Genomic DNA, 26800 nt, shown 5'->3' on the forward strand with positions numbered 1-26800 from the left:
GGTGGGTGGAGCAGGGTTGATCCGCTGGAGCGATCAGCCGGCCGAGCCGCTGTCGCGATCGAGGAACTTCGGCTGGATCCCCAGATAGACCGCCTCGCGGAACAGGGCGTGGATGGTGTCGGCATCCTCACGGCCCCGGGCCGCGGCGATCCGCTGCTGCAGGGAGAGGAGCAGCGCCTGCTGGCGAGGGGTCCGGGGGCGCGCATTCCGTTTCGCAGTGAGCATGGTTCTCACTCCTGGACCGGCCGGGTCGAGAGGGACGGCTCCAGCGTACCGAGGCCCGTTCGGGGGGCCGGGGCGGATACCCGGCAGACCGCCCCGGCCTCGCCAGCTCCAGGCCCACCGGCCCCAGATGCGGACCGCAGCCCTGGAGGAAGGCCTGCCACAGCCGGTCGAGGCTGGAGGCCGCGACGGACTCCGATGGAGTGAGATCGAGGAGGATCTGATGGCAACGCGCCCACTTGGTAGAGCCCCAGCCAGCACCACCCCTGTCTCGGGTGAGATCCAGTGGGGTCCCCACGGTGCGGATCCCGCAGAAGGCGCTGGGGCGGCCGATTCTCCGGCGAGTGTTGCCAGGGTCTTCCGGAACGATGGCAGGGGTGGGTGGACGATCCCTGCCTTGGGACCCACGCCGGCGCTCAGGGCCCCGACGATCAGTGCGGACGGCTGCTCAAGTCTGGGCAGATCGCTGTCGAGACGGACGCACCGGGGCTGTCATCAATCGGCCGAGCGGATCGGATTCCGCCGATCATGGCGGGCCCCAGGTGCTCCGCCAGGGTGCGTCTCCATTCCTCCGGGAACGGCCAATGCGCCAGTCCGGCCAGAATGCGCTGAGCGTAGGGTTCTCCGCTCCGCAGTCCTGGCGCGCTCCACGCGGCCGACGGGGCGTAGGTCAAGGCTTCGAATCGTTCCCCCTGCTCGGTGGTCACCGCCACGCTGATCCGCCGGTAGTGCCCCAGAGCCACCCCTTCGTGCCGGTCGATCCTGCCCCGATCGGCAGGACGGAGGTGGTGGATCACCCCCCAGCAGTGGGTGCCAGGATCGGGCTGGATCCCGGCGGCGCCTTCGGGTTGGGTCCCGGCAGGGTCTTGGCCGGATAGGATCTTGCAGATCCCCCAGCGCCATCCCTCTAGCCGGACCACCAGGCCGGAGCCATCCCAGTCGGCACAACGGTGGCGCAACTGGTCGGGGCAGAGGTTCGATCCATAGCTGAACACCGGAGTGCTGCCCCAGTCGGCGAAGGGCACCAGGGGGTGTCCCCGCACCTGCTCCGGCCGCCCCAGATACACCCAGGCCCGCTGCCCGTCGCTGAGGCGCCGCCGCAGCCGCCGGTACTCCCTGGGCACATCTTCCAGGCCGTCCAGCCAGGCCAGGTCGGCCCGGCCCACTCCGTACAGCTCGCCGTGGACCAGGGGGTCCGCTGGAGTCCCCTGGTCCTGGGGACCGGCTTCGGCCGCGTCCACCGGAATCGCCATCGGGTAGGGACCCAGATCGTGAAGGCGGGCACCAACCAGCCGGCGACGACCCAGGAATCGGGCGCCGCGGAGCCAGTGGTGGTTCGCCTCCCCCCGTTTGAGGGTGCCGTAGACGAAGACCTCAGGCATTCAGGTCGGCGTCTCGATGCCCCAGGCCCGTCGCACGGCCGGGTCGCTCAGCTCCCAGGCATGCTCCTGGGGCACCAGCGGCGCCGTGCGGCTGGAGGGCTTCAGCCGCCGGTCCCGCATTTCGCGCGCCAGTTCCGCCTGGAAGGCGTCCGCTTCCCGCAGCAGCTGGTCCACATGGCCGCGGCCCCCCAGGGTCTGGCGCATGACCTCATGGCCCAGGGAGAGCCTCAGGCTGGAGAGATGATCGGCGAGCCAGGCCCACTCGTAGCGGAGCATCGCGTCCCCACAGCCGCGCAGGGTCTCGCGGTAGGCGCCCAGGTGCGCTGCCGTTCCCTCGCCCGGAGCGGGGAGCGGGGAGGCTTCGGCCGGCGCGGTGGCGGCCCGCTCCCGCAGTCGGCCCATGATCTCGCGCAGGTAACTCATCGTTCGGCGCTGGCGCTGATCGGAGCCTAGGGCTGGCTGTCGGGGTCCACCGGCAGCCCCTTCAGGGCCAGGGCCCCCTGGCGCAGGGCCAGCAGCAGGGGGTAGAGGCGGCGGCTGCGAGCCGGGCTGCCGAACACCGCCGCCAGCAGAGCCAGCAGGCCGGGGCTGGGACGCAGCTGGGCGCACAACCGTGCGATGGCATCCGCCCCGTGCCAGAGGCGGTCACCCTCGATCAGCACGGCGCCTTCGGCCAGATCGTAGCCCCGTTGGTTCAAGGCCCGGCGCAGCCCCGCTTCGGCGCGGCCGTCAACGATCTCCAGTCCGCCCAGCCCACCGCGCAGCTCGCAGGTGAGGGCGAAGTGGCGGCAGAACGGACAGCCCCCGTCGTAGACGAGGCGGAGCGGGGCTGGCCTGGGGGCCTCAGCGGGGTCGGGTGTCGTCGAAGCGGCTGAAATCAAGCAGGCGGAAGTCCCTCTCGTCCTCCTGCACGATATCGACGAAGACATGGTCGAAACGCAGCTGGGAGGACCCGTAGCTGGCCCGGGCGTGGACGGGGCTGCGCACCCGTTCATCCAGGCCCTCGAAAGAGACGAGCACTTCGCCATGCGCCCGCTCGAGGGCCTCGAGGTCCAGGCCATGCAGGGGGCTGTCCGCACCGATCGGATGCATCGCCGTCCACATCAGCTGGAACTGGAAGGAATGGTCCCGTACCAGCGGAAGCGGCCGCAGGCGGCGCATCGGCTCCCCCTCGGTGCTGCGCTCGTCGATGGCCAGATAGGCGTGCAGATGGGCCCCCACGATGCTGGTGTGGTGCACGTTGGCGACCCGGAAGGTGAGGCAGGGTTCGCCGTTCCAGCTCTGGATCGTGGCCACCTCGCTGAAGCGGATCTCCGCCCGGCTGCGGGAGAAGCGGGCGAACACCAGCCCGGTGGTCACCGCCACGAACACCAGGCTCACGAAGGCCTGCAGCGTCACCAGCAGGTTCACGGTCAGGGAGAGGGGGTGGAGCACCCCGTAGCCGATCGACCCGAGGGTCTGGACGCTGAAGAAGAAGGCCTCCGGGAAGCCGGCCACCCGGGGGGGCGGGACTCCGCCGATCCCCGCCGGATCCGTGAGATAGAGAAGGGCGAAGACCCCGTTGGTGCCCAGATAGGCCAGGGCGATCACCAGGAGGAAGCCCGGCCAGGGGATCGAGAGCATCAGCCGATAGGGCTCCCGCCACTGGCTCAGCAGACCATCGATGTCGGCGGCACGGATCACGCCGTTCTGGCGCCTCAGTCGTACGGGCCGCAGCTGGCGGGATGTCCGGCGGCGGATCTCGCGGGCGTTCATGGCAGCAGTGGGAGGTGGGCCGACCGAGGCATCTCAGCCCAGCTCCAGGCAGGCGAGACCGTAGACATCCTGGAGCGGCAGGGCCGGAGGGGCACCGCGGTACATCCGGACCGTCCGTCCGACCACCAGGAAACCCCGTTCCTCCAGCAGGCGATGGGCGCGGGGATGGGCCTCCGGCGCGTCGATCAGCACCGGCCCGACCCGATCGGAGCAGAGCCGGTCGAGCAGGGCCCCGGCCAGGCCGGCCCCATCCGCCAGCAAGGGACCGAGACGCCAACCGCTGTCACCGGCCCCATCGGGCAGCAGACAGGGGCGGATGCGGCCGAAGCCACGGCAGCAGCCCAGGTCATCGCGGACCACACTCACGTCCCCCACGGGCTGGCCCAGCCACTCCGCCAGGAACAGCGGCCGCGGCACGGCCCCATGACGGGCGTCATAGGCCTCCACCAGGGATGGGCCTACGGCCGTGCCAGCGACCAGGTCATGGCCCGGTGGGAGCTCGACGGCAGCGCAGCGGGGCCTGATCGCGGCGGGCAGGCGCCAGCGGAGGGTGTCGTAGGCGGGCACGAATCCCCAGCCCGCATAATCCGTTAACCGATCCGGTGCGGCTTCCAGGCCGATGCAGGCCACATCTCCCAGATGGGCGAGGGCCTGCCGCCAGAGGGCCACGCCGAAGCCCCGTCCCCGGAAAGCCGGTCGCACCAGGAACAGCCCGATGAATCCGTAGCGGGCGTCATAGCGGACTCCGGCGATGCAGCCCACCGGCTCTCCATCGAGGCAACCCACCCAGAGCCCCTGAGAATCGGTGTGGTGAAAGACCCCGGCGTCGCCGCTGCCCGGACAGAATCCTTCCTGACGGGCCCATTCGGTGACCGTGGGCAGGTCGTGATCGGCCAACGGCCGGATCGTGAAGGCGTCCATCCAGGCGGCCGCACTCGCTTGCGGGTCATCTTCCCCCAGGCGTCGATGGCATGGCGGCCGTCGGGGTGTTCCGGTCCGGGAGCGGCGACGCTCGACAGGCGCTGCATGGGTGGTCTCGGCATGAAGGGCCGATAGGTGTGATCGGCAACGCCGTCTCTCTTCCAGCCACGTTCAGGAGGTTGCAGCGGCGGAATCATCTCCCCGATTGCTAGGATTGCGCAATTACGTCAAGAATGTGCCATGCTCACCGGAGCTGATCTGCTGGCCAGGGTCAAGGAGCTGGGAGAGGCTTCCAAGTCTGAGCTGGTTCGTGGTTGCGGTTACGTGAGTGCGAAGAATGACGGCGTTGAGCGTCTGAACTTTACAGCTTTCTATGAGGCCCTGCTGGAGGCGAAAGGTGTCAATTTCGGCTCCGGATCCGGCGCCCTGGCGGGTTCTGGGAAGGGTGGCCGGAAGCTCAGTTTCACCACCAAGGTTCAGTTCAATGGCAATCTCCTGGTGGGCAAGGCCTACACGGCCCTTCTCGACCTCCAGCCGGGTGACGAATTCCAGATCAAGCTCGGCCGTAAGCAGATCCGCCTGGTGCCCGTGGGCGGCGAGGATGATGAGGACTGATCCGGGCCGGCTTTCAGGCCAAGGCCTCCGGCCCGGGAGTCGGCAAGTTCGTCCTGGGGATCTCCGGTGGTCGGTTGGGGACCCGTCGATCTCCAGGCCCGCTCCCGCCGGGCTGGGCCCCGGTGCGGCCCGCTGCGGTGACGGGACATCATTCGGCTTCGGCGTCGCGAGGTCGCTGGAGGCCGGCTGGGCTGGGTCGAGATTGATCCGGTCGATCACACCCAGCAGTCCGGGCCGGCACCAGCGGCCCCATGGCCGAGGGCCGCGCGCCTGGCCATGGGGCCGCTGGAACGGCGCCGCTGGATGTTGCGGTGTTCCGTGAGGTTGAGGACCGGTGAGTTTGGTTTGGACCAAGCCTCAGCGTTTTGGATCCTGTGGGGATCATGGGTGGCGGGTGCCCGCGCTGTCTGGTCTGGCTGGCGTCTGGAGCTCACCGGATGAGACAGCCTGGAAATCTCTGCGTCTGGCGAGAAGTTGGCTGTCTGCGGCAGCGTGAACGGGCCTGAGATCGTTCTTCGTCCCACGTGAAGGCCGCCGGTCTGACCCACTCGACGGGTCGACTCCCCTAGGCCTCTGGTGTCTAGCGACCCCAGGCGGAAGGGCGTACATAGGTTGTCATCAGATCCAGATCCAGTCTTGCTGTACTTCTGTTGAGGGTTGTCCGTTTAAGAGCTATCCTGGGAAGGAACGTTCAACAGAAACACCATGCTGACTGGTCCTGATCTGCTCGCAAAAGTCAAAGAACTCGGCGACGCCAGCAAAAGCGATCTGGTGCGCTCCTGCGGATATGTGAGCAGCAAGAAGGACGGCTCCGAGCGCCTGAACTTCACAGCCTTCTATGAGGCGCTACTGGAGGCCAAGGGCGTGAATCTGGGCGATGGCTCCGGACGCGGTTTGGGCAAAGGGGGTCGCAAGCTCAGCTATGCCACCAAGGTGCAGTTCAACGGCAATCTCCTGGTGGGCAAGGCCTACACCGCCATGCTTGACCTCCAGCCGGGTGACGAGTTCGAGATCAAGCTCGGCCGCAAGCAGATCCGCCTGGTGCCCGTGGGCGGCGCCGATGACGAGGACTGAGTCGTCGGTACCGGCTGGAGCCGCACCCCCGGGCGGCTCCAGCAGATGAAGAGATGTGTTTGCGCGCTTGCACACCTCGGGCCACGCCGGGATTGGGGACTCGGTGGGACGGATTAGAACCCTGGAACGGCGCCGGAAGGATCGTGCTCCATACCATCCCCCTGCTGGCCGCCACCTGTCTGGCGGGCTTCACCCTGATTCAGCTGATGCTCACGGCCTTCTCGTGAGCGGGGGGTCGCGGCCCGTCGACGGCTGCCTGGCTTCGGAGCCCAGCCGCCAGGATGGGCGTCGGTTCCGGCGACGGCACCCTCTCCGCTGATCAGCCGGCCGCGATGTCCCGCTCCTCCTCCCCTGCGATCGCCGCTCCGTCCGCCGGCGGTGAAGTGGCCGCTGGGGTTCCGCCCAACTGGGTGGACGACCGCACCCTTCTGGGGGGGTTGATCCAGACGATCCTGGCCGTGGAGCCGCTGAGAAGGCTGCTGGTGTGGCAGGCCCGTCGGCTGATGATCCGCACCGCCGAGTCGCGGGGGATCCCCTGGCGCGCCCGTCGCGAGGAGCTGCGCCGCCGGGCGAAGCCGCTGCTGGCGGCCGGCACCGATAGGGCGGTCGCCATTCCCGCCTATTACCGCGCTCCGTTCCACGCCTACCCCGCCGGCAACCTCTGCTGGGAGGCCGCCACCGAGGCGGAGCAGGCCACCGCCTCGGTGGCCCTCCGGCTCTGGCCGAAGGAGGCGCTCACCCCCGAGCAGGCCCAGCAACGGTTGCGGGAGGCGATCTTCGCCGCCGTCGAACCGAACCTGGGCGGGCCGGTGCGTCAGGCGCTCGACATCGGGTGCTCGGTGGGGGTCGGCACCCTGGCGCTGAAGGACTGGCTCGATGGCCGTGGTGCGCCGACGGAGGTGAGTGGCCTGGATCTCTCGGCCGAGATGCTTGCCGTGGCCAGGGTGCGTGACACGGCCGGCCGGATCCGGGCCTGGCATCACGCCGCCGCCGAAGCCACCGGTCTGCCGGAGGCCAGCTTCGATCTGATCACCCTGCAGTTCGTCTGTCACGAGCTGCCCTCGCAGGCCACCCACGCCGTCCTGCGCGAGGCGTGGCGGCTGCTGCGTCCCGGAGGGGTTCTGGCGCTGGTGGACCAGGATCCTCAATCGGCGGTGATCCGGGCCATGCCACCCCCGCTGGCCACCCTGCTCAAGAGCACGGAGCCCTACCTGGAGGACTACTTCCGCCTCGACATGGCTGCGGCCCTCACCGGCGCCGGCCTCCACGGCGTTCGACGGGTTGCCTGCGACCATCGCCACCGGGTGATGGTCGCCAGCCGCTGAGTCCTTCCGCCATCGTGCCCACTCCCCCGATGTCCGAGCTCCCGTCCCCGATGCCTGCCACCCCGGAGGTCACCGTCACGGTGCGGCTGTTCGCCTCCCTGCGGGAACGCGCCGGCTGGACGGAGCGCTGCGTGCCCCTGGGCGGTGCTGGGGCCCTCCTCACCCCGGCTGGTCTGTGGCGGCAGCTGGACCTGGGGGAGGTCTCCCCCGAGGGGGAACCGCCGGTCCCGGTGCGGGTGGCGGTGAACCGGGCCTTCGCTTCCCTGCACCAGCCCCTTCGGCCCGGGGATGAGGTGGCCTTCCTCCCGCCCATCAGCGGGGGCTGAGCCGGTGCCCCCCCTGGTGCTACGGCTTCGGCTCACTCCCTTCGATCCGCTCGAGGCCCTGGCCGAGTGGCAAGCCGCCCTCGCCATCCCGGGACCACCCCCGGCGGCTGAAGCTCACTTCATCGGCCGGGTCCGCGGCGTCACCGCTGCCGGGACACCCCTCGATGCCCTCGAGCTGGAGCACTATCCGGGTATGACCGAGGCCCAGATCGAGGGCCTGGCTACGGCGATCGCCACGCGTCACGGGCTGCGGGGCCTGCGGGTCGACCACCGCGTCGGCCGGGTGCTGCCGGGGGAAACGATCGTGCTGGTGGCCGCGGCCGCCGACCGGCGCGGCCCCGCCCAGCGGGGTTGCCAGGAATTGCTGGAGGCCCTCAAGCACGACGCTCCCTTCTGGAAACGGGAGTGGAGCGGTGGCGAGGGTCGCTGGCTGCAGGGCAACACCCGCTTCTGAGCGGCCCAGCCCCAGCCGGGGATCAGAACAGACTGGGACGCAGCAGCTGGGCCCAGAGCGCCGTGCCCGCCGGCAGTGTCCCCAGCTCCGCCGGGATCTCCAACAGCAGGTCTGCCCCCTGGAGTGAGCCGATCCGGGATGAGGCCTGACTGCCCGCCACCTCCGCCAGCAGCTCCCCCTCCAGGCCCACCCGCAGCCGCCCGCGGGCCAGCTCGGGCCGACCCGCGCCGCGGCGCAGCTCCGCCGCCAGACGCACCTGCAGCCGCGGCCATGGATCCTGGGGGCCTCCCTCCAGCTTCTGCAGGGCCGGCCAGAGCAGCTGCAGGGCGGTGATCGCTGCGGCCACCGGGTTACCGGGCAGGCCGAAGAACGGCCGGCCGCCCAGGCTTCCGAACGCGAAGGGTCGGCCGGGCTTGAGAAACAGCTTCCAGAAACCCACCTGCCCCAGGTCCGCCAACAGGGGGCGAATCCAGTCGGTGTCGCCGGCGGAGACCCCTCCCGTGCTTACCACCACATCGCAAGCGCTGGCCAGTTCGGTCAGGGCGGCGCGCAGCCGTTCGGGATCATCGGCCACCACCTGCCTTCGGGTCACCGGCAGCCCCAGCCGCTCCAGGAGGGCCGCCAGCAACAGGCCATTGCTTTCCCAGATCTGCCCCGGCCCGCGGACCGCTCCGGCCGGCACCAGCTCATCCCCGCTGATCAGCAGCCCGATCCGGGGCCGGGGCCGCACCGCCAGCTCCGCCACCCCGCAGCTGGCCAGCCGGCCCAGGTCGGCGGGTCCGAGCCGTCGTCCCGCCGCCAGCAGCTCGGCCCCGGCGGCTGTCTCCTCGTCGTCGGCCCGGATCCAGGATTGCGCTCCGGCGTCGCTGCGCAGCTGGATCCGTGCCTCCATCAACGCCACCAGCTCCTGGGGCAGCACCCGTGTTGCCCCGGCCGGCAGCGGCGCGCCGGTGAGGATGCGGATCGCTTCACCGGCCAGCAGGGGACCATGGTGGGGTGCCCCGGGGGCCGAGCGGCCCACCACGGGCCAGTGGCGACCGGCCTGGGGAATCTCCACGTCCGCAATGGCGTAGCCATCCAGGATCGAAGCCGGGAAGCCCGGCACCGCGGCCGGGGCCAGGACAGGCTCCCCGCTGACCCGGCCCAGGGCCCGCTCCAGGGGCAGCCACTCCTGGCCGGCCAGCGGGGTGAGGGCGGCCAGCACCCGCTCGCGGGCCTGCACCAGCGGCAGACCTTCGGCGGGGAAGGGGTCGGAGCGGGGCTGGGCTGCGGGCAGGGGGGCAGGAGGTGCCACGGCGGGATGGCTCCAGGGGCCGCCGCGGCCCCCGGTCTTGGCCAGCAGGCGCACCGGCCCGATGGTCATGGCCGGATCGGCCGACTTGACCATGTCGTAGAGGGTGAGCAGCCCCACCTGGACTGCGGTGAGCGCTTCCATCTCCACGCCGGTGGGGCCCGTGGTGCGGGCCGCCGCCTCGAGGCGCAGTCCGCGGCCATCGGCGCTGGGGCCGATCGTCACCTCCAGACCCGTGAGCCCGATCGGATGGCAGAGGGGGATCAGCTCCCAGGTGCGCTTCGCCCCCTGGATCGCCGCCACCCGCGCCACGGCCAGCACATCCCCCTTGGGGGCGCGCCCCTCGAGCACCAGGGCCAGCACCGCAGGGTCCATGGTGAGGAACCCCTCAGCCACGGCACGGCGGTCGGTGGCCGGGCGATCCCCCACCTCCACCATGTGCACCTCGCCGGCGGCGTTGAGGTGGGTCAATCCCCCGGCCGGCTCGGCCATCGGCGTGTCCCCGATCAGAACGTCCCACCCAGCTTGGCGGGTTTCCCGCCGGCCCCATGGGAAGGTGAATCCGCGTCGAGCCGACCCCGTGCGCTGGGCCCGCCCCACCACCACCACCTGCGTCTTCCTGACCCTGCTGAACGACCGGCTCTCGGAAAGCATCGTCTTTCCGCTGCTTCCGTTCCTGCTGGCGGGCTTCACCAGCGATGGCAGCACCCTCGGCCTGCTGGCCGGCAGCTACGCCCTGGCCCAGTTCCTGGTCACCCCCCTGATTGGGGCCCTGAGCGACCGCTTCGGCCGCCGGCCGGTGCTGGCCACCTGCGTGGCCGGATCGGTGCTGGGGCTGGGGGGCTTCGCCCTCACCCTGGCCCTGCCCTGGCCGGCGGGCAGCGCCTGGCCCCTGGCCCTGCTGTTCGGGGCCCGCCTGGTGGATGGGGTGAGCGGCGGCACCGCCGCCACCGCCGGGGCTGTGCTGGCCGACATCAGCCCGCCGGAGCAGCGGGCCAAGGCCTTCGGGCTGATCGGTGTGGCCTTCGGGCTGGGTTTCATCCTGGGTCCGGCCCTGGGCGGCCTGCTGGCTGGCGTCAGCATCACCCTGCCCCTGCTGCTGGCCGTGGGGGTGGCAGCACTGAACCTGGTCCTGGTGCTCACGGTGCTGCCGGAAACCCACCCGCCGGCGGCCCGCCTTGCCCTGCCCCGGAAGCGGGAGCTCAATCCCGTCGTCCAGCTGAGGCGCCTGTTCAGGGATCCGCGGGTGCGGCGGCTCTGCCTGGCCTTCTTCCTCTTCTTTCTGGGATTCAACGGCTTCACCGCCGTGTTGGTGCTCTATTTCAAGCAGGGCTTCGGTTGGGGGCCGGGGCTCTCGGCAGCGGCATTCCTGGTGGTGGGCGTCGTGGCCACCGTGGTGCAGGGGGGGCTGATCGGTCCCCTGGTGGCGCGCTTCGGGGAATCGCGCCTGACCGTGACGGGGCTGGGCCTGGTGGTGACCGGCTGCCTGCTGGTGCCCATCGCCGACCGGGGCAATGCCCTGCCGCTCGTGTTCAGCGCCGTGGCGCTCCTGGCCTGCGGCACGGGCCTGGTGACCCCCTGTCTGCGCAGCCAGGTGTCCCGGCGGCTGGCGGCCGGTGGCCAGGGGGCCGCCCTGGGCAGCCTCCAGGGTCTCCAGAGTCTGGGCAGCTTTGTCGGTCCGCCCCTGGCCGGGCTGGCCTACGACCTGCTGGGACGCCGGACACCGTTCTGGTTCGGCATCGTGCTGTTCGTGGGGGTGATCGCGCTGGTGATCGGCGGTCTTCCCACGGCGGATGGCTCCCGGGCAAGCAAGCCCCATACCGAATCCCCCACCCTCTGATTGCTACGTTGCCGGCGGCAGCTGCAGGCGATGGTTCGGCGATGAGCGATTCAGTGGTGGCTCCGGAGCTCTACATCAACCGTGAGCTGAGCTGGATTGCGTTCAACAGCCGGGTCCTGGCCCAGGCGTTCGACCCCAGTACCCCCTTGCTGGAGCAGGCGAAATTCAGCGCCATCTTCAGCAACAATCTCGATGAATTCTTCATGGTGAGGGTCGCCTCCCTGAAGTCCCAGCTGGAAGCGGGGGTCACCAGCCTCAGTGACGATGGACTCACTCCCCGCCAGCAGCTCGAAGCCATCCAGACGACGCTCCGGCCCCTGCTCGAGCAGCAGCAGGCCCACTACCGCCAGAAGCTCAAGCAGGAACTGTTCGAGCAGGGGGTGCAGCTGATCGATTACCAGCGCCTCAACAAACAGCAGAAGAGCTGGATCGACACCTATTTCCGGACCGCGATCTTCCCGGTGCTCACCCCCCTGGCGGTGGATCCGGCCCACCCGTTCCCGTTCATGAGCAACCTCAGCCTGAACGTGGCCGCCCTGATTCGCGACCCCGACACCGGACAGCAACAGTTCGCCCGGGTCAAGGTGCCCCAGAAAACGCTGCCACGGTTCGTGGAGATTCCCACCGAGCTCTGCAGCCGCAAGCCCGCGCCGGTCTACACCGCCGTGCCGCTTGAGCAGGTGCTGGCCTTCAACCTCGAGCTCCTCTTCCCGGGCATGACGATCGAGGGGCACTACTTCTTCCGCGTCACCCGCGACGCCGACCTGGAACTGCGGGACCTGGAGGCTGACGACCTGATGGAGGCCCTGCAGGAGGGCCTGCGCAAACGCCGTCGGGGCGGTGAGGTGGTGCGGCTCGAGGTCGCCGATGAGATGCCCGAGGAGGTGGTGGACCTGCTGATGGAGGGCACCGACGTGGATCCGGCCGACCTCTACCGGATCAATGGACCCCTTGGCCTCGACGACCTGATGCGCCTGCTGGCCATTCCGCTGCCCACGCTCAAGGACAAGCCCCACCAGGGCCGGACAGCCTCCTCCCTGGCGCGGGCCCAGAAGAGCCGTCTCGGGGACGGCTCGATCAAGGGGGAGGAGTTCGAGAGCGTCTTCGCGGCGATCCGTCGCGGTGATGTGCTGCTCCATCACCCCTATGACCTGTTCGCCACCTCCGTGGAGGAATTCATCAGCCAGGCCGCCGACGATCCATCGGTGCTGGCCATCAAGATGACCCTCTACCGCACCTCCAAGGACTCCCCGATCATTGCGGCGCTGATCCGGGCGGCCGAGAACGGCAAGCAGGTGATGGCCCTGGTGGAACTCAAGGCCCGCTTCGATGAGGACAACAACATCCAGTGGGCCCGCCAGCTGGAGCATTCCGGTGTGCATGTCGTCTATGGAGTGCTCGGCCTCAAGACCCACACCAAGATCATGCTGGTGGTGCGCAAGGAGAAGGAGCGGCTGCGCAGCTACGTCCACATCGGCACCGGGAACTACAACTCGAAGACCTCGAGCCTCTACACCGACATCGGCCTGCTCTCATCCCGGCCCGAGCTGGGTCAGGATCTGGTGGAGCTGTTCAACTACCTCACCGGTTTCTCCAAGCAGCAGAGTTTCCGCCGGCTGCTGGTGGCCCCCGTGACCCTGCGCAAGGGCATGGAGGCGCTGATCCGTCGTGAGATTGATCATGCCCGCGGGGGTCGTGGCGGGCGCATCCGGGCGAAGATGAATGCCCTGGTGGATCCGGCGATCATCGCCCTGCTCTACGAGGCATCCCAGGCCGGTGTGATGATCGAGCTGATCATCCGCGGCATGTGCTGTCTCCGTCCCGGTCTGGAGGGGGTCAGCGAGAACATCCGGGTGATCAGCATCATCGGCCGCTTTCTGGAGCACTCCCGTCTGTTCTGGTTCGGCAACGGTGGTGACCAGGAGATGTATTTCGGTAGTGCCGACTGGATGCCCCGCAACCTGGATCGTCGGGTTGAGGCGGTGGCGCCGGTGGAGGATCCACATCTGCGCGCCCAGTTGGAGCGGTTGCTCGACACCTATTTCGAGGACAATTCCGCTGCCTGGGACATGAACGGCGACGGCAGTTTCATCCCTCGGAAACCGGATGGGGAGATCCGTTGTGCCCAGCTTGATCTCATCCGCAGCTGGCGCACCGGGTTGGACATCGCCAGGTCCTGACCGGCGCCGCCGCCATGCTCACCTGGATCCAGTGTTGTCGGCTACCAAAGGATCGCCAAGCGCATCATGCATAACTCAATGAAGAAATTTCAGTGACGCATCGGCGGAAATTCTTCGCATTGATACCGCTGCTCAAGCCCCAACCCTGCTATGTTCCGGCCACAACTCAATGGGAGCCTGGGGTGATGGGGACACCTCTGCGATCCACTCCCGCCACGGGGAAGGCGCCATCCGGTGCCAGGCCCAAAGCGCGGGTGGTGCAGTCGAAGACCGGGGGAGGTCGGCTCAGCGCCGATTCCATCGGCTGGTACCTTGGCAACATCGGGCGTGTGCCTCTGCTCACGGCGGCCGAGGAAATTGAACTGGCTCACCATGTGCAGGCGATGAAACGTCTGCACGAGCTGCCGGAACCTGGCCTCACTCCTCGCCAGCGCCATCAGATCCGCATGGGCGTGCGGGCTCGTGATCGGATGATGGCCGCCAATCTCCGGCTCGTGGTCAGTGTCGCGAAGAAGTATCAGAATCAGGGCCTTGAATTACTCGATCTGGTCCAGGAAGGCGCGATCGGGCTCGAGCGAGCCGTCGACAAGTTCGATCCGGCCATGGGGTATAAATTCTCCACCTACGCCTACTGGTGGATCCGCCAGGGGATGACGCGGGCGATCGATAACAGCGCCCGGACCATTCGCCTGCCGATCCATGTGAGCGAGAAGCTCTCGAAGATGCGGCGCATCACCCGCGAGCTCTCTCACCGCTTCGGTCGCCAGCCCAATCGCCTGGAACTGGCCCATGCCATGGGCATGGAGACCCGTGATCTGGAGGATCTCATTTCCCAGAGCGCTCCCTGTGCCTCCCTTGATGCCCATGCCCGCGGGGAGGAGGATCGCAGCACGCTCGGTGAGCTGATCGCCGACCCGGCCAGCGCCGAGCCGATGGACCACATGGATCGCTCGATCCAGAAGGAGCACCTCGGGGCCTGGCTCTCCCAGCTCAATGAGCGGGAGCAGGAGATTCTCAAGCTCCGGTTCGGCCTGGAGGGTCAGGAGCCCCTCACCCTGGCCGAGATCGGCCGCCAGATCAATGTCTCCCGGGAGCGGGTGCGGCAGCTGGAGGCCAAGGCCATCATGAAGCTGCGGCTGATGAGCAATCTGCAGCAGGCCGCCTGAGCCGCCGCCGGGGCTGGCCGACCTGCCAGGCTGAGCCGGTTCGAGGATCCCTGGCCGGATGCAGTCGTGGCTGGATAGCGCCCCAGAGCCCGGCGGGTTGGCGGCTCAGGGGCTGGGGGTCCTGCTCGTGGTGCTCTGGCTGGCCCTGGTGGTGGGTCTGGCGCTGTTGCTGCGCCGGCGCTGGCCCCTGCAGCCGGAATGGAGCCGCAAGCTGGTGCACATCGGCACGGGTCCCGTCGCCCTGATCGCCTGGGCCTGTCAGCTGGACCGGGTCATCGCCCTGCCCGCTGCCGGCCTGGTGACGCTTCTCACGGCCCTCAACCATCGCTATCGGCTGCTGCCGGCCATCGAGGACGTGGGTCGCGACAGCTACGGCACCGTGGCCTACGGGGGGGCGATCACGGTGCTGCTGGCGCTGTTCTGGCCGGGCCAGCCCGCCGCCGTGGCGGCTGGGGTGCTGGTGATGGCCTGCGGCGACGGGCTGGCCGGTCTGCTGGGACCCCTGATCCCGTCCCCGCAGTGGCAGGTCTGGGGCCAGCGCAAGTCCGTGGCGGGCACCCTGGCCATGGCCGCTGGCTCCCTGGCGGTGTTGCTGCTGCTGCGGCTGGCCCCCGGGGAGTCCCCCCCGCTGGCCGCCCTGGCGCTGATCGGCGCGGTGGCGGTGCTGCTCGAGCAGTGCGCCGTGCTCGGTCTCGACAACCTCAGTGTTCCGGTGGCCACCGGTCTGCTCTGGAACTGGCTGAGTGGTGCCGGCTGACGACCTCCCCGCCGAGAGGGGTCCCTGAGCTCTTGAGCCCCTGGCCGGTCCGAAGGTCGTTCAGGCCCGCAGCATGCCTTCACAGCGCCGCTGCCAGTCGGCCCGTGTGCCCAGGGCGGCGACCATCAGGCGATCGGCCGGCTCCTCCTTGAGCCGCCGCTGCCACTGGCGGATCACCTCGGCCCGCTCCATCCAGACCTGCAGCACCGTGCTCTCGATGCCGTCGGCATCCCAGCCCCTCCGGCGCGCTGAGGCCTGGGCCCAGTGGAGCAGATCATCAAGCTGAAAAGGACGGAATCCGGCAAAGACGGGGCCGCTGGCGGCGGCGGTTTCGCCACTCTGCTCGAGGTAGAACATCTGCAGCGGCTCGGAAAGCCCGCAGAACTGAAGGAGATAGGACAACTTCAGCACCTCCTGGAACGACGTGGGTGCAAACTAGAGAAGCCCTGGCAAGACAACGTTCAGACAGAACAGTTTGTAGCGCTCGGTATCATTGAGTGGACTGGAATTCCCCTGGCACTCGGTTGATGGGAGTGCCAAATGAAGCCCCATGCGAGTGTCCCGGGGGGCAGCCTGGGCCACCGGGATTCGCTCAGACTGGCAGGGCCGCCCGTGCCCCGCTGGCGGATTGGCCGGGATCCCCCGTCGAGGCCATCGCCGCCGCCACCGACTCGGCCAGCCGTTCGAGCAGCCCCCGGGTGGTGGCCAGATCGATGCAGGCGTCCGTGATGCTCTGGCCGTAGGTGAGGGTGGTGAGATCGGTGGGGATCTTCTGATGGCCCGCCACCAGGTGGCTCTCGACCATCACGCCCATCACATGGCGGGAGCCACCCCGCAGCTGGGTCGCCACCGCTTCGAGCACCTCCCCCTGGCGGCGGTAATCCTTGTTGGAGTTCCCGTGGCTGCAGTCGACCATCAGGCGGGGGGGCAGCCCTTCGGCCACCAGGCTGGCCGCGGCCGCCTCGATCGCTTCGGGGTGGTAGTTGCTTCCCTGTTTGCCCCCCCGCAGCACCAGGTGGCCATCCGGATTGCCGGTGGTGGAAACGATCGCGGCATGGCCGAGCCGGCTGATGCCCAGAAAATGGTGGGGGCGGGATGCCGCCTGCATGGCGTGAATGGCGGTGGCGGTGCTGCCGTCGGTGCCGTTCTTGAAGCCGATCGGCATCGACAGGCCCGAGGCCATCTCCCGGTGAGTCTGGCTTTCAGTGGTGCGGGCACCGATGGCCGTCCAGCTGATCAGGTCGGCGATGTACTGGGGCACCACCGGGTCGAGCAGTTCAGTGGCGGCCGGCAGCCCCATCTCGGCGAGATGGACCAGCAGACCCCGCGCCAGTCGCAGGCCGGTGTTGATGTCGTAGCTGCCGTCCAGGTGCGGGTCGTTGATCAGGCCCTTCCAGCCCACCGTGGTGCGGGGCTTCTCGAAGTAGACCCGCATCACCACCTCCAACTGGTCCTGATGGCGGCGGCGCACCTCGGCGATGGCGTCGGCGTAGGCCCGGGCGGCCTCCACGTCGTGCACGGAGCAGGGGCCCACGATCACCAGCAGGCGCGAATCCCGGCGGTGCAGGATGTCCTGGATCCGCTGGCGCGCCTGCAGCACCGTGCCGGCGGCCCGCTCCGTCAGGGGAAGCTCATGATGGAGCACCTCGGGTGCCACCAGCGGCCGGGTCTCTACCACATGGAGGTCGGAGGTGGCGTTCATGCCGGACACGGCCCCGTCGCGCAAGCTGACCATCCACCCTAAGGACTCATCCGTTGGGGACCCGGGGGGAGGCCCGGCCGAAGTCTTTGGCAGCGACGGTGACCACCGATTCGCCCCCCTGGCGACGAGAATGGACACCGATGCCAGTGACAGCCATGGTCGGCGCTCCCCCCTCCAGCCCGGAAGCCGCACCAGGATTCGGCCCGGGCTCCAGCTACCGCCAGGAGGCGGCGGCCCGGGAGGCCATGGGGGTCCCCCCCCTGCCGCTGACGGCCACCCAGGCCCAGGCGCTCACTGCCCTGCTGGAGCAGCCGCCGGCTGGGGAGGTCTCTTTCCTGCTCGATCTGCTCAGCGAACGCATCCCGCCGGGCGTCGATGAGGCCGCCTACGTCAAGGCGGGCTGGCTGAGCGCCCTGGCCCGGGGCGAGCTGGCCAGCCCCCTGGTGGATCCGATCGAGGCCACCCGCCTGCTGGCCACCATGATCGGTGGCTACAACGTCGGCGCCCTGATCGCCCTGCTGGGCCACGCCGACGCCGCCATCGCCGCCGAGGCGGCCACGGGCCTGAGCCGCACCCTGCTCGTCTACGACGCCTTCCACGACGTGCTGGAGCTGGCCGCCGGCAACCCCTGGGCGAAGCAGGTGGTGGAGTCCTGGGCCGCCGCCGAGTGGTTCACCGCCCGGCCGGGCCTGAGCGAGGCGATCACCGTCACGGTGTTCAAGGTGGAGGGCGAGACCAACACCGACGACCTCTCCCCCGCCACCCACGCCACCACCCGCCCCGACATCCCCCTGCACGCCATGGCGATGCTGGAAACCCGGATGCCGGGCGGCCTGGAGCTGATCGAGCAGCTCAAGGCCAAGGGCCACCCGGTGGCCTACGTGGGCGATGTGGTGGGCACCGGCAGCTCCCGCAAGTCGGCGATCAACTCGGTGCTCTGGCACACCGGAACCGACATCCCCCACGTGCCCAACAAACGGGGCGGCGGCGTGATCCTGGGGGGCAAGATCGCGCCGATCTTCTTCAACACCGCCGAAGATTCCGGCGCCCTGCCGATCGAGTGCGATGTCTCGGCGCTGAACTCCGGTGATGTGATCACGATCAGGCCCTTCGCCGGCACGATCGAGCGGGCCGCGGGCGAACCGGACGCCGGCGAGGTGGTGGCCCGCTTCGAGCTCAAACCCAGCACGATCGCCGATGAGGTGCGCGCCGGCGGCCGCATCCCCCTGCTGATCGGCCGCTCCTTGACGGACAAAGTGCGCACCCAGCTGGGCCTGCCGCCCTCGGAGCTGTTCATCCGGCCGGCCGCACCGGCGGAAACCGGCCAGGGCTTCACCCTGGCCCAGAAGATGGTGGGCCAGGCCTGCGGCCTGCCGGGCGTGCGCCCCGGCACCAGCTGCGAGCCGCTGATGACCACCGTGGGCTCCCAGGACACCACAGGGCCGATGACCCGCGACGAGATGAAGGAGCTGGCCTGCCTGGGCTTCTCCGCTGATCTGGTGCTGCAGAGCTTCTGCCACACCGCCGCCTACCCCAAGCCAGTGGACCTGAAAACCCACGCCGAGCTGCCCGATTTCATGGCCTCCCGCGGTGGTGTGGCCCTGCGTCCCGGCGATGGGATCATCCACAGCTGGCTGAACCGCATGCTCCTGCCCGACACCGTGGGCACCGGCGGCGACAGCCACACCCGCTTCCCGCTGGGCATCTCCTTCCCGGCCGGCTCGGGCCTGGTGGCCTTTGCCGCCGCCATCGGCGCCATGCCGCTCGACATGCCCGAATCGGTGCTGGTGCGCTTCACCGGCTCGCTCCAGCCCGGCGTCACCCTGCGCGATGTGGTCAACGCCATCCCCTGGGTAGCGATCCAGAAGGGGCTGCTGACCGTGGCGAAGGCGGGCAAGGTGAACGTGTTCTCCGGCCGGATCATGGAGATCGAGGGGCTGCCCGATCTCAAGCTGGAGCAGGCTTTTGAGTTAACGGACGCCACCGCCGAGCGCTCCTGCGCCGGCTGCACGATCAAACTCTCGGAAGCCACCGTGGCCGAATACCTGAGCAGCAACGTGGCCCTGCTCAAGAACATGATCGCCCGCGGCTACAGCGATGCCCGCACCATGGCCCGCCGCATCCAGGCGATGGAGGCCTGGCTGGCCGATCCCCAGCTGATGAGCGCCGATGCCGACGCCGAGTACGCCGAAATCATCGAGATCAACCTCGATGAACTCACTGAACCGGTGCTGGCCTGCCCCAACGATCCCGACAACGTCAAGCTGCTCTCCGAGGTGGCCGGCGACCGCATCGATGAGGTGTTCATCGGTTCCTGCATGACCAACATCGGCCATTACCGCGCCGCTGCCACCGTGCTCGATGGGGCCGGCAGCAGCGCCGCCAAGCTCTGGGTCTGTCCCCCCACCCGCATGGACGACGAGGTGCTGCGCGCCGAGGGCTACACCAACAAGTTCGAGGCAGCCGGCGCCCGCATGGAGCTGCCCGGCTGCTCGCTCTGCATGGGCAACCAGGCCCGCGTCGACGACAACACCACGGTGTTCTCCACCAGCACCCGCAACTTCAACAACCGCCTCGGCAACGGTGCCCAGGTGTACCTGGGCAGCGCCGAACTGGCGGCAGTGTGTGCCCTGCTGGGCCACATCCCCACACCGGCCGAATACCTGGAGATCGCGGCGGCCAAGATCGATCCCCTTTCCGATCAGCTCTACCGCTACCTCAACTTCGATCAGATCGAGGGCTTCCGCGACGAGGGCCGGGTGGTGAGCAGCGCCGAGGAGGAGCGGGTCCTGGCGGAGGTCTGAGGCGGACGGTGCCTGCGGACGAACTCGTCAGGCGGGAGCTGCAACGGGATCAGGCGCGCACCAGCGCCCTGCGCCGCCTGCTGGAGCATCGGCTGCTGCCGGTGGTCCTGGCCCTGATCCTCACCGGTCTGGGGGCGGCCACCGCCGGTCTGCTGTTCAAGATCGGCCTCGATGGCCTGGGGCGCTGGCGGCTGGGGTTGCTGGGCTCCGGTCCCGATCTGCTGCTGTTGCCGGCCATCGGCGGCGGCGGTGGCCTGATCGCAGGATTGCTGGTGCAACACCTGGCCCCGGCGGCCCAGGGATCGGGCATCCCCCAGGTGAAGCAGTTCCTGCAGGGTCGCCCTGTCCCGATGGATCTGACCGTGGCGCTGGTGAAGCTGGCGGCCGGCATCGTGGCGATCGGCTGCGGTTTTCCGCTCGGCCCATCCGGCCCTTCGATCCAGATGGGCAGCTCGGTGGGTCATGAGATGGCCCGTCGCATCCAGGCGCCGAAGGCCTTCCTGCGGATGATTGTTGCCGGCGGCGGCGGGGCGGGCATCGCGGCGGTGTTCAACGCGCCGATTGGCGGCTTCTTCTATGCCCTCGAGGAGCTGCTGCGCGGTGCCCGGCCGGTGGTGATGCTGCTGGTGCTGTTCACCACCTTCTGGGCCGACACCTGGGCCGATCTGCTGGGGCTGGCGGGCCTGGGCCCGGCCCTCGCCGGCCTGGGTCCGTCGGGCACCTTGCCCCTGGAGCGCCAGGTGTTCGCCTTCTTCGAGGTGCGTCCACTCGATCTGGTCGTCTTGTTCGGCCTTGGTGCCCTGGTGGCCTGTGCCGCCGAGGCCTATTGCCGCTTCGTGGTGGGGCTGCACACCCTGCGCCGGCGCTGGCGACTCCCGCTGGCGGCGGGCATGGCCGGGGTGGGCGTGCTGATCGGCCTGATCGACGCCCTGCTACCGGCCGATTTCATCAACCGGGCCGGCATCCGTCAGGCGGTGGCGGAAGGGGATCTGGACATCTCCCGGGCCCTGGCGATCTTTGTGGTGCTGTTCGTGACAACGGGTCTGGCTGCCGCCGTGGGGACCCCGGGGGGGCTGTTCGCGCCGATGCTGACCCTGGGCGGTGCCCTGGGGCTGGGGGTAGCCGGTGCGATCGAGCAGCTCGGCGGCGCGGCCCCCAGCACGGTGGTGTTCGCCTGCATGGGGGCCTTCGTGGCGGCCTGTTCGCGCACCCCGATCACGGCCATGTTCCTCACCTTCGCCCTCACCAAGGATCCACTGATCCTCAAACCCCTGCTGGTGGCCTGTCTGGGTGGCTTTCTGGTGGCGCAGATGCTGCACCGCCACTCCCTGTTCGAGCGCCTGATGCCGCCGCTCCCGCCCCAACCGCCGGCGGCTGGGGCGGTGCGCTCCGTGCCACTGCGGCCCCGCAAGCTCTGAGGGGCCGAGGCCCTGTGGATTTCGGTAGCTGCTGTTACGAACGCCCCTGGCCAGCCGGAGGGCCCGGGGGTGGTTCCTACGCTTCGGGCGTTGCCGCACCTCGCCGATGCCACGAGCTGACCTCCTGGGTCGCACCGGCTGGGTCCTGGCGGTGGCGCTCAGCCTGGCGGTGGCGGGTTGCGGCCAGACCGCCGGCACCATCAAGGACGCCGCCGGCCAGGCGGGTGGAGGCATGGCGGACGCGGTGCGGAACACCGCCGCCGATGCCTCGATGACGGCCCTTGCCCCGGCCGTGCAGCCCATCCTGGACCTCCTCCAGCGCAGTGAAACTCAGATCAAGGCGGGAAATCTGCAGGGGGCGATCGCCGGCATGGGCGGCTTTCCGGCCCTGTTCGAGAAAGCGACGCCGCTGATCCAACCCCTGGCCGGCGACCGCTGGCCCGCCATCGAAGCGGCGGCGGCCCAGGTGATCCAGACCTTCGATGGCGGCTCCTTCCCCACGGCCGATGCGGCGGGCTCGGCGATCAGCGGCCTGATCGCCCCGCTCTTGGCCCTGCTGGCGCGGTAGGTCCGCCCGCCGGGCGCGGCACGGCATCCAGACCCCGGGGATGACACCCTGGAGTCACGACCTGAGCCCGTTCCCTGAACCAGGAAACCCTGCTGTTCGAGCCCGCCCGCCCGGACGCTGACGCGCTGCGCACGGTGCTGGCCTTTCCGAGCACCTACGCGGTGGGGATCACCAGCCTGGGGTATCAGGTGGTCTGGGCCACGCTGGCGCGGCGCCGCGATCTGGATGTGCGCCGGCTGTTCACCGATCAGGCGGATCCGCCCCACCGCCGGTGCGATCTGTTCGGCCTCTCCCTGAGCTGGGAACTCGACGGCCCGGTGCTGCTCGACCTGCTGGAGCGGGAGCGGATCCCGATCTGGAGCCACAACCGACATGAGCAGGATCCGATCGTGTTCGGTGGCGGCCCCGTGCTCACCGCCAACCCCGAACCGCTCGCTCCCTTCTTCGATGCGGTGCTGCTAGGCGATGGGGAGTCGCTGCTGCCCGCCTTCGTCGAGGCCCTCGTGGCCCACCGAGATGCCCCCCGGGCGGATCGGCTCCGGGCCCTGGCCCGGGTGCCGGGGGTCTATGTGCCGGCCTTCTACGCCCCCCGCTACGACGCCGGTGGCGCCCTGCTCGTGGTGGAACCCACCGAAGCGGGCATCCCGGCCACGGTCGCCAAGCAGACCTGGAGGGGCAATACCCTCAGCCACTCTACGGTGATCACCCCCGAAGCGGCCTGGCCCTCGATCCACATGGTGGAGGTGGTCCGCAGCTGCCCCGAGCTCTGCCGCTTCTGCCTGGCCAGCTACCTCACCCTCCCTTTTCGCACCCCCTCCCTCGACGACGGCCTGATCCCCGCGGTGGAGACCGGCCTGGCGGTCACATCGCGGCTCGGGCTGCTCGGTGCCTCGGTCACCCAGCATCCCCAGTTCGCCGACCTGCTCAGTTGGCTCGATGCCGATCGCTTCGAGGGCATCCGGCTGAGCGTCAGCTCCGTGCGGGCCGCCACGGTGACACCCCAGCTGGGGCGGATCCTGGCCAGGCGGGGCAGCAAGTCGCTCACGATCGCGATTGAGAGCGGCAGCGAGCGGATGCGGCAGCTGGTGAACAAGAAGCTCACCACCGAGGAGATCGTCGCGGCAGCCCGTTACGCCAGGGAGGGCGGCCTGAGCGGGCTGAAGCTCTACGGCATGGCCGGGCTCCCCACCGAGGAGGACGCCGACATCGAGGCCACGGCCGACCTGCTGCTGACCCTGCGGGCCGCCACCCCCGGGCTGCGCCTCACCCTGGGCGTCAGCACCTTCGTGCCCAAGGCCCACACGCCCTTCCAGTGGGAGCCGGTGCGACCCGAAGCGGAGAAACGCCTCCAGCGGCTGGCCCGACGCCTGAAGCCCAAGGGCATCGAGCTGCGGCCGGAAAGCTATGGCTGGAGCGTGATCCAGGCTCTGCTCTCCCGCGGAGACCGGCGTCTGGCGCCAGTGATCGCCGCCGTGCGCGGACGTCACAGCAGCCTGGGGGGGTGGAAGGCCGCCCACCGGGCCGTGCGGGCCGGCGATGCGGCCGTGGTCACTCCACCGCTGCCGCCTCCGCCCGCCTGGGCAGAGACGGTCCACGCGGTCTGGGATGACGGGTGCATTTTGCCCTGGGACCATCTGGAAGGTCCCCTGCCGGCGGCCACGCTGCGACGGCATCGCGCCGAAGCACTCACACCCCCTGGACAGCCCAGTGCTCCGGTCGGTGCCTGAACGCCACGACCCGGAGCGCGGCGCCGGGATGTCCGAAACCGCCGCCGAGCAGCAGCCCCCGCGAATCCCCTTCCTCGACTATCTGCGGATTGCCGCCTTTTTGAGTGTTCTTGTCAGCCATCTTTACTATGAAAGACTCAGTGTTCTGCTCGGCAATCCCGACACACCTGGACCCCTGAAACTCTTGCTGATGGCAGTTCTCCCGTTCTGCTTCGAAGGGGGTGTGGGGGTGGTGCTCTTCTTTCTGATTTCAGGCTACATCGTCACCCATGTGGTTCGTCGTGAAACCCCGGTTCAGTTTGCCGTTAAGCGATTCTTTCGTATTTATCCGTTGTATATCTTCGTGCTGATCTGTCAGATCGCCGTTTTGGCCTGGTTCGGGCAGGCGCCGAGCCCAATCACGGCGATTCAGCAAATGACCTTGTTGGGTGATTTCTTTGGGACGCCCTATTCGATTGGTGGAGCTGAATGGACCTTGCGAATCGAGCTGCTGTTCTATCTGTTCATGCTTGTTCTTCTGGTCGTGCTGAGGGCGCCTGGGCGCGCCTTGTCCTGGGGCAGGATTGTGTTGGTCTACGCCGGCATCACCCTGCTGAGCGGCTGGCTCCCCCCCTGGACCAACGGAACGATCATCTGGTCGCCTGAATGGCCCGCCACCGGTTCGGTCACGCTGTACTTCCCGTTTCTGCTGGTCGGTTCAACGCTGTATCTCTACGAAAGGAAGCTGACGTCGGGGCTGGCCGCTGCCCTGTTGTTTCTCATCGTGATGGGGCAGTATTGGACTTTGCTTCCCCGCTATCAGCCCAATTGGAGTCATGATCACCATGCCTTGCTGGCCCTCGCCCTGTTTGCCCTCGGCTGGGTCTTCAGGCACAGGATCAAGGCGCCCAGAGGGATCCTCTGGATTTCTGGCCTTACCTACGCAATCTATCTGTTCCATATCTGGCTGGTGGAGGCGGTGCTCCAGTTTCTGCCCGACCTGGCTCGTCTGGGATGGCCCATCGCCAGCCGCGATCTCACCGTTCTGCTGATCCTCTTTGTCGTCTGCATTCTGTCGATGCTCCTGGTGGAACGTCCGGCGGCGGCCCTGAGCGGCATCCTGCTCAAACGTCTGGCGATTCCCGCGTCCCCCCTGGAATCGGCGGATCAGCGTGCCGGGAGCGGACGGAGGCCGTAGCCCCGCAATCCGGCCAGAAGAATCCAGCCGGCGATGTTGATCCGGCTGTCGTACGAGGGGATATCGGTGGCATGCAGGGAGGCCAGCACCAGGGCGGCGGCCCACCAGGCCCGATCGAACAGGCTGCCGGTGGCCATGCCGCGGCGGACGGCCCGGATCAGCAGCCAGAGCACCAGAGCCACCACCAGCCCAGCCACCGGCAGCCCATGGCTGACGGCCAGGTCGATCGGCAGGTTGTGGGGATGGCCGTGCCATTTCCCGGTGCGCAGGGGATAGATGACGCTGAAGGCGGCTGCCCCCCAGCCCAGCCACGGCCGCTCACCGACCAGGGTCAGAGCCACGCCCCACTGGTTGAGTCGGGTGATCGCCAGGGGTCGGCGGCCCGCATGCTCCAGATCGCTCAACCGCCCCCAGATTCCGCCGGGCACCAGGGTGCGGGCGGGCTGCTGCAGCCAGGGGGGCACCCCCGCCAGGCTGGCCAGGGCCACCGGCAGGAGGCCCAGCAGCAGCAGCGGCAGCAGCCAGCCCCAGCGGGCCGGACCGATCACCAGCGGCAGGGCCAGCACCAGGGCGCCCCAGGCGTTGCGGGAATCGGTCAGCGCCAGGGACACCACCAGGGCGATGCCGATTCCGAGCGCCGGCAACCGGCGGCGCCAGGGGAGGGAGCGCTCCAGCAGGGAGGCCAGGGCGAAGGGCCAGACCAGGGCCAGCCAGGCCCCGGCGATGTTGGCGTAATCGAACAGACCGGCCAGCCGGCCCTCCGGGTTTCCCCCCGGCACCAGGTGCCAGATGATCGCCCCTCCGAGACTCTGAAACGGCCCGCTCCAGCCCCACCAGAGCTGCCCCAGGCCCGTGATGATCACCGGCACGGTGCTGGCCACCAGCAGCAGCCCCACCCGGCGGCGGGCGCCTTCGCCGGCCAGATAGGGCTGGAAACCCCAGAACGCCCAGAAGAACGGCAGCCAGTTCCCCAGCCCGACCCAGGCCAGCCAGCCGCTGGAGGCCCCCAGGCAGCCCAGCAGCATCAGCACCGCCGCCAGCAGCATCACCAGGTTGACGTGGTCCTCGAAGGGGCGGGGGCGATGGCGGCTGCCGAGCACCAGGGCCACCAGCAGCAGCAGACCGGCGAGCAGGGCGCTGCTGGCCAGAAGGACCAGGCCCAGCTGGAAGCAGCGCCACCCCAGCAGGGAGGCCTCCTCGGGGCGGGCCCCGTCGAGGCGCCGCAGCGTGGCCAGGATCATGAGAAGACGGCTGTGCGGCTCCGGTAGACCATCACCTGGCGGCGCAGATGCAGCCGCAGGGCCCGGGCGAGCGCCAGTCGTTCGGTGTCCCTCCCCTTGCGGATCAGATCCTCCACCTCGTCGCGGTGACTGACCGCCACGGTGGCCTGTTCGATGATCGGTCCGCCGTCGAGATCTTCGGTCACGTAGTGGGCGGTGGCGCCGATCAGTTTGACCCCCCGCTCCCAGGCTCGCTGGTAGGGCTGGGCCCCCTTGAAGGCCGGCAGGAAGGAGTGGTGGATGTTGATCACCGGGGAGAAACGCTCCAGGAACTGGGGACTCAGCACCTGCATGTACTTGGCCAGCACCACCAGCTCGATCCGCCGCTCCCGGAGGAGCCGCAGCAGCACCTCTTCCGCCGCCCCCTTGTTGCTTCGATCCACGGGCACGTGCACGAATCGGGCGCCGAAGCCCTCGGCCAGCTCAGCCAGATCCGGGTGGTTGGAGGCCACCAGCGGAACCTCCATGGGCAGCTCACCGGAGCGGGTGCGCCAGAGCAGATCCACCAGGCAGTGCTCCTGCCGGCCCACGAAGATCGCCACCCTGGGCGGCTGATCGGAGAAGTGGAGCTCCCCCTGGCCGCCCAGACTCTCCGCCAGGGCCATCGCGGCCGGACCGATGGCCGGCCGTGGCAGCTGGAAGCCCTCCAGCTGCCATTCGATCCGGCTGAGGAACAGCCCGGCTCCGGCATCGGTGTGGTGGTCGGCGTGGCGGATGTTGCCGCCGTGGCGGGCCACCCAGCCGGACAGATCGCTGACCAGACCGGGACGGTCGGGGCAGATCACCTGCAGGATCGCGGTGGGGACACTCATCGGC

Annotated in this window: 25 protein-coding genes and 1 pseudogene; 14 read left to right on the forward strand and 12 right to left on the reverse strand. The window is 69.1% G+C overall.

Features of this window, described 5'->3' with window-relative positions; genetic code table 11:
• Positions 1-33: 33 nt before the first annotated feature.
• The 6 genes from ACWJI7_RS10855 to ACWJI7_RS10880 form a co-directional block, all read right to left on the reverse strand.
• Positions 34-225 (reverse strand): hypothetical protein, encoded by a 192-nt coding sequence (locus tag ACWJI7_RS10855; protein WP_479937887.1) that lies wholly within the window; start codon positions 223-225, stop codon positions 34-36.
• A gap of 428 nt (positions 226-653) precedes the next feature.
• A complete protein-coding gene (locus ACWJI7_RS10860) occupies positions 654-1604 on the reverse strand; it encodes a gamma-glutamylcyclotransferase family protein (RefSeq protein WP_479937888.1) in 951 nt (316 codons plus the stop codon).
• Positions 1605-2027: a hypothetical protein gene (locus ACWJI7_RS10865; protein ID WP_479937890.1), complete on the reverse strand. Its 423-nt coding sequence runs from the start codon at positions 2025-2027 to the stop codon at positions 1605-1607.
• 26 nt (positions 2028-2053) lie between these two features.
• The gene (locus ACWJI7_RS10870; RefSeq protein ID WP_479938002.1) at positions 2054-2482 is read right to left on the reverse strand and encodes a thiol-disulfide oxidoreductase DCC family protein; all 429 of its coding nucleotides are present in this window, start codon (positions 2480-2482) and stop codon (positions 2054-2056) included.
• Positions 2448-3359, reverse strand: a complete 912-nt coding sequence (locus tag ACWJI7_RS10875; RefSeq protein ID WP_479937892.1) for an ion channel — start codon at positions 3357-3359, stop codon at positions 2448-2450. Before ACWJI7_RS10875 ends, ACWJI7_RS10870 begins: the two co-directional genes overlap by 35 nt.
• 33 nt (positions 3360-3392) lie before the next feature.
• Positions 3393-4280, reverse strand: coding sequence for a GNAT family N-acetyltransferase (locus tag ACWJI7_RS10880; protein ID WP_479937894.1), 888 nt, complete (start codon positions 4278-4280; stop codon positions 3393-3395).
• 240 nt (positions 4281-4520) lie between these two features.
• Between ACWJI7_RS10880 and ACWJI7_RS10885 the strand changes: the two genes are divergently transcribed.
• The 5 genes from ACWJI7_RS10885 to ACWJI7_RS10905 all read left to right on the forward strand — a co-directional run bounded on the left by ACWJI7_RS10885 (position 4521) and on the right by ACWJI7_RS10905 (position 8074).
• On the forward strand, positions 4521-4895 hold the full coding sequence (locus ACWJI7_RS10885) for an AbrB family transcriptional regulator (protein ID WP_479937896.1): 375 nt from the start codon (positions 4521-4523) through the stop codon (positions 4893-4895).
• Between the two features lie 705 nt (positions 4896-5600).
• The gene (locus ACWJI7_RS10890; RefSeq protein ID WP_479937898.1) at positions 5601-5969 is read left to right on the forward strand and encodes an AbrB family transcriptional regulator; all 369 of its coding nucleotides are present in this window, start codon (positions 5601-5603) and stop codon (positions 5967-5969) included.
• A gap of 281 nt (positions 5970-6250) precedes the next feature.
• Complete coding sequence (locus tag ACWJI7_RS10895; RefSeq protein WP_479937899.1) at positions 6251-7294, forward strand: class I SAM-dependent methyltransferase; 1044 nt, start codon at positions 6251-6253, stop codon at positions 7292-7294.
• A 50-nt stretch (positions 7295-7344) separates the two neighbouring features.
• The gene (locus tag ACWJI7_RS10900) at positions 7345-7620 is read left to right on the forward strand and encodes a MoaD/ThiS family protein (protein ID WP_479937901.1); all 276 of its coding nucleotides are present in this window, start codon (positions 7345-7347) and stop codon (positions 7618-7620) included.
• Positions 7583-8074 (forward strand): molybdopterin synthase catalytic subunit, encoded by a 492-nt coding sequence (locus ACWJI7_RS10905; RefSeq protein ID WP_479937903.1) that lies wholly within the window; start codon positions 7583-7585, stop codon positions 8072-8074. The genes ACWJI7_RS10900 and ACWJI7_RS10905 overlap by 38 nt, the downstream gene beginning before the upstream one ends.
• Before the next feature lie 22 nt (positions 8075-8096).
• Here the strand turns inward: ACWJI7_RS10905 and ACWJI7_RS10910 are convergent, their stop codons facing one another.
• Complete coding sequence (locus ACWJI7_RS10910) at positions 8097-9350, reverse strand: molybdopterin molybdotransferase MoeA (protein ID WP_479938003.1); 1254 nt, start codon at positions 9348-9350, stop codon at positions 8097-8099.
• Positions 9351-9380: 30 nt separating this feature from the next.
• Positions 9381-9857, reverse strand: a pseudogene (gene moaC, locus ACWJI7_RS10915) (cyclic pyranopterin monophosphate synthase MoaC); the annotation flags it as partial.
• Between the two features lie 64 nt (positions 9858-9921).
• Between moaC and ACWJI7_RS10920 the strand changes: the two are divergent.
• The 4 genes from ACWJI7_RS10920 to ACWJI7_RS10935 all read left to right on the forward strand — a co-directional run bounded on the left by ACWJI7_RS10920 (position 9922) and on the right by ACWJI7_RS10935 (position 15308).
• Positions 9922-11205, forward strand: coding sequence for an MFS transporter (locus tag ACWJI7_RS10920; protein ID WP_479937905.1), 1284 nt, complete (start codon positions 9922-9924; stop codon positions 11203-11205).
• A 41-nt stretch (positions 11206-11246) separates the two neighbouring features.
• Complete coding sequence (ppk1, locus tag ACWJI7_RS10925; protein ID WP_479937907.1) at positions 11247-13385, forward strand: polyphosphate kinase 1; 2139 nt, start codon at positions 11247-11249, stop codon at positions 13383-13385.
• Between the two features lie 185 nt (positions 13386-13570).
• The gene (locus tag ACWJI7_RS10930) at positions 13571-14551 is read left to right on the forward strand and encodes an RpoD/SigA family RNA polymerase sigma factor (protein WP_479937909.1); all 981 of its coding nucleotides are present in this window, start codon (positions 13571-13573) and stop codon (positions 14549-14551) included.
• Between the two features lie 58 nt (positions 14552-14609).
• Entirely contained in the window at positions 14610-15308 is a 699-nt protein-coding gene (locus ACWJI7_RS10935; RefSeq protein WP_479937911.1) for a diacylglycerol/polyprenol kinase family protein, read from the forward strand.
• A gap of 60 nt (positions 15309-15368) precedes the next feature.
• Here ACWJI7_RS10935 and ACWJI7_RS10940 read toward each other — a convergent pair whose 3' ends face one another.
• Both ACWJI7_RS10940 and ACWJI7_RS10945 read right to left on the reverse strand, forming a co-directional pair.
• Positions 15369-15719, reverse strand: coding sequence for a hypothetical protein (locus ACWJI7_RS10940; protein WP_479937913.1), 351 nt, complete (start codon positions 15717-15719; stop codon positions 15369-15371).
• 181 nt (positions 15720-15900) lie between these two features.
• On the reverse strand, positions 15901-17010 hold the full coding sequence (locus ACWJI7_RS10945) for a 3-deoxy-7-phosphoheptulonate synthase (protein ID WP_479938004.1): 1110 nt from the start codon (positions 17008-17010) through the stop codon (positions 15901-15903).
• Positions 17011-17165: 155 nt separating this feature from the next.
• Between ACWJI7_RS10945 and acnB the strand changes: the two genes are divergently transcribed.
• From acnB to ACWJI7_RS10970, 5 genes are all read left to right on the forward strand, one after another.
• Positions 17166-19814, forward strand: coding sequence for a bifunctional aconitate hydratase 2/2-methylisocitrate dehydratase (gene acnB / locus ACWJI7_RS10950; protein WP_479937915.1), 2649 nt, complete (start codon positions 17166-17168; stop codon positions 19812-19814).
• Between the two features lie 8 nt (positions 19815-19822).
• On the forward strand, positions 19823-21232 hold the full coding sequence (locus ACWJI7_RS10955; RefSeq protein WP_479937917.1) for a ClC family H(+)/Cl(-) exchange transporter: 1410 nt from the start codon (positions 19823-19825) through the stop codon (positions 21230-21232).
• A 106-nt stretch (positions 21233-21338) separates the two neighbouring features.
• Positions 21339-21800 (forward strand): hypothetical protein, encoded by a 462-nt coding sequence (locus ACWJI7_RS10960; protein WP_479937918.1) that lies wholly within the window; start codon positions 21339-21341, stop codon positions 21798-21800.
• Between the two features lie 134 nt (positions 21801-21934).
• Positions 21935-23527: a B12-binding domain-containing radical SAM protein gene (locus tag ACWJI7_RS10965; RefSeq protein WP_479937920.1), complete on the forward strand. Its 1593-nt coding sequence runs from the start codon at positions 21935-21937 to the stop codon at positions 23525-23527.
• A complete protein-coding gene (locus tag ACWJI7_RS10970) occupies positions 23520-24704 on the forward strand; it encodes an acyltransferase family protein (protein WP_479937921.1) in 1185 nt (394 codons plus the stop codon). Before ACWJI7_RS10965 ends, ACWJI7_RS10970 begins: the two co-directional genes overlap by 8 nt.
• Here ACWJI7_RS10970 and ACWJI7_RS10975 read toward each other — a convergent pair.
• Complete coding sequence (locus tag ACWJI7_RS10975) at positions 24674-25945, reverse strand: O-antigen ligase family protein (protein ID WP_479937923.1); 1272 nt, start codon at positions 25943-25945, stop codon at positions 24674-24676. The genes ACWJI7_RS10970 and ACWJI7_RS10975 overlap by 31 nt on opposite strands.
• A complete protein-coding gene (purU, locus tag ACWJI7_RS10980) occupies positions 25942-26796 on the reverse strand; it encodes a formyltetrahydrofolate deformylase (RefSeq protein WP_479937925.1) in 855 nt (284 codons plus the stop codon). Before purU ends, ACWJI7_RS10975 begins: the two co-directional genes overlap by 4 nt.
• Positions 26797-26800 lie beyond the last annotated feature (4 nt).

The sequence above is a fragment of the Cryptocyanus atlanticus LEGE 06306 genome, assembly GCF_056633155.1.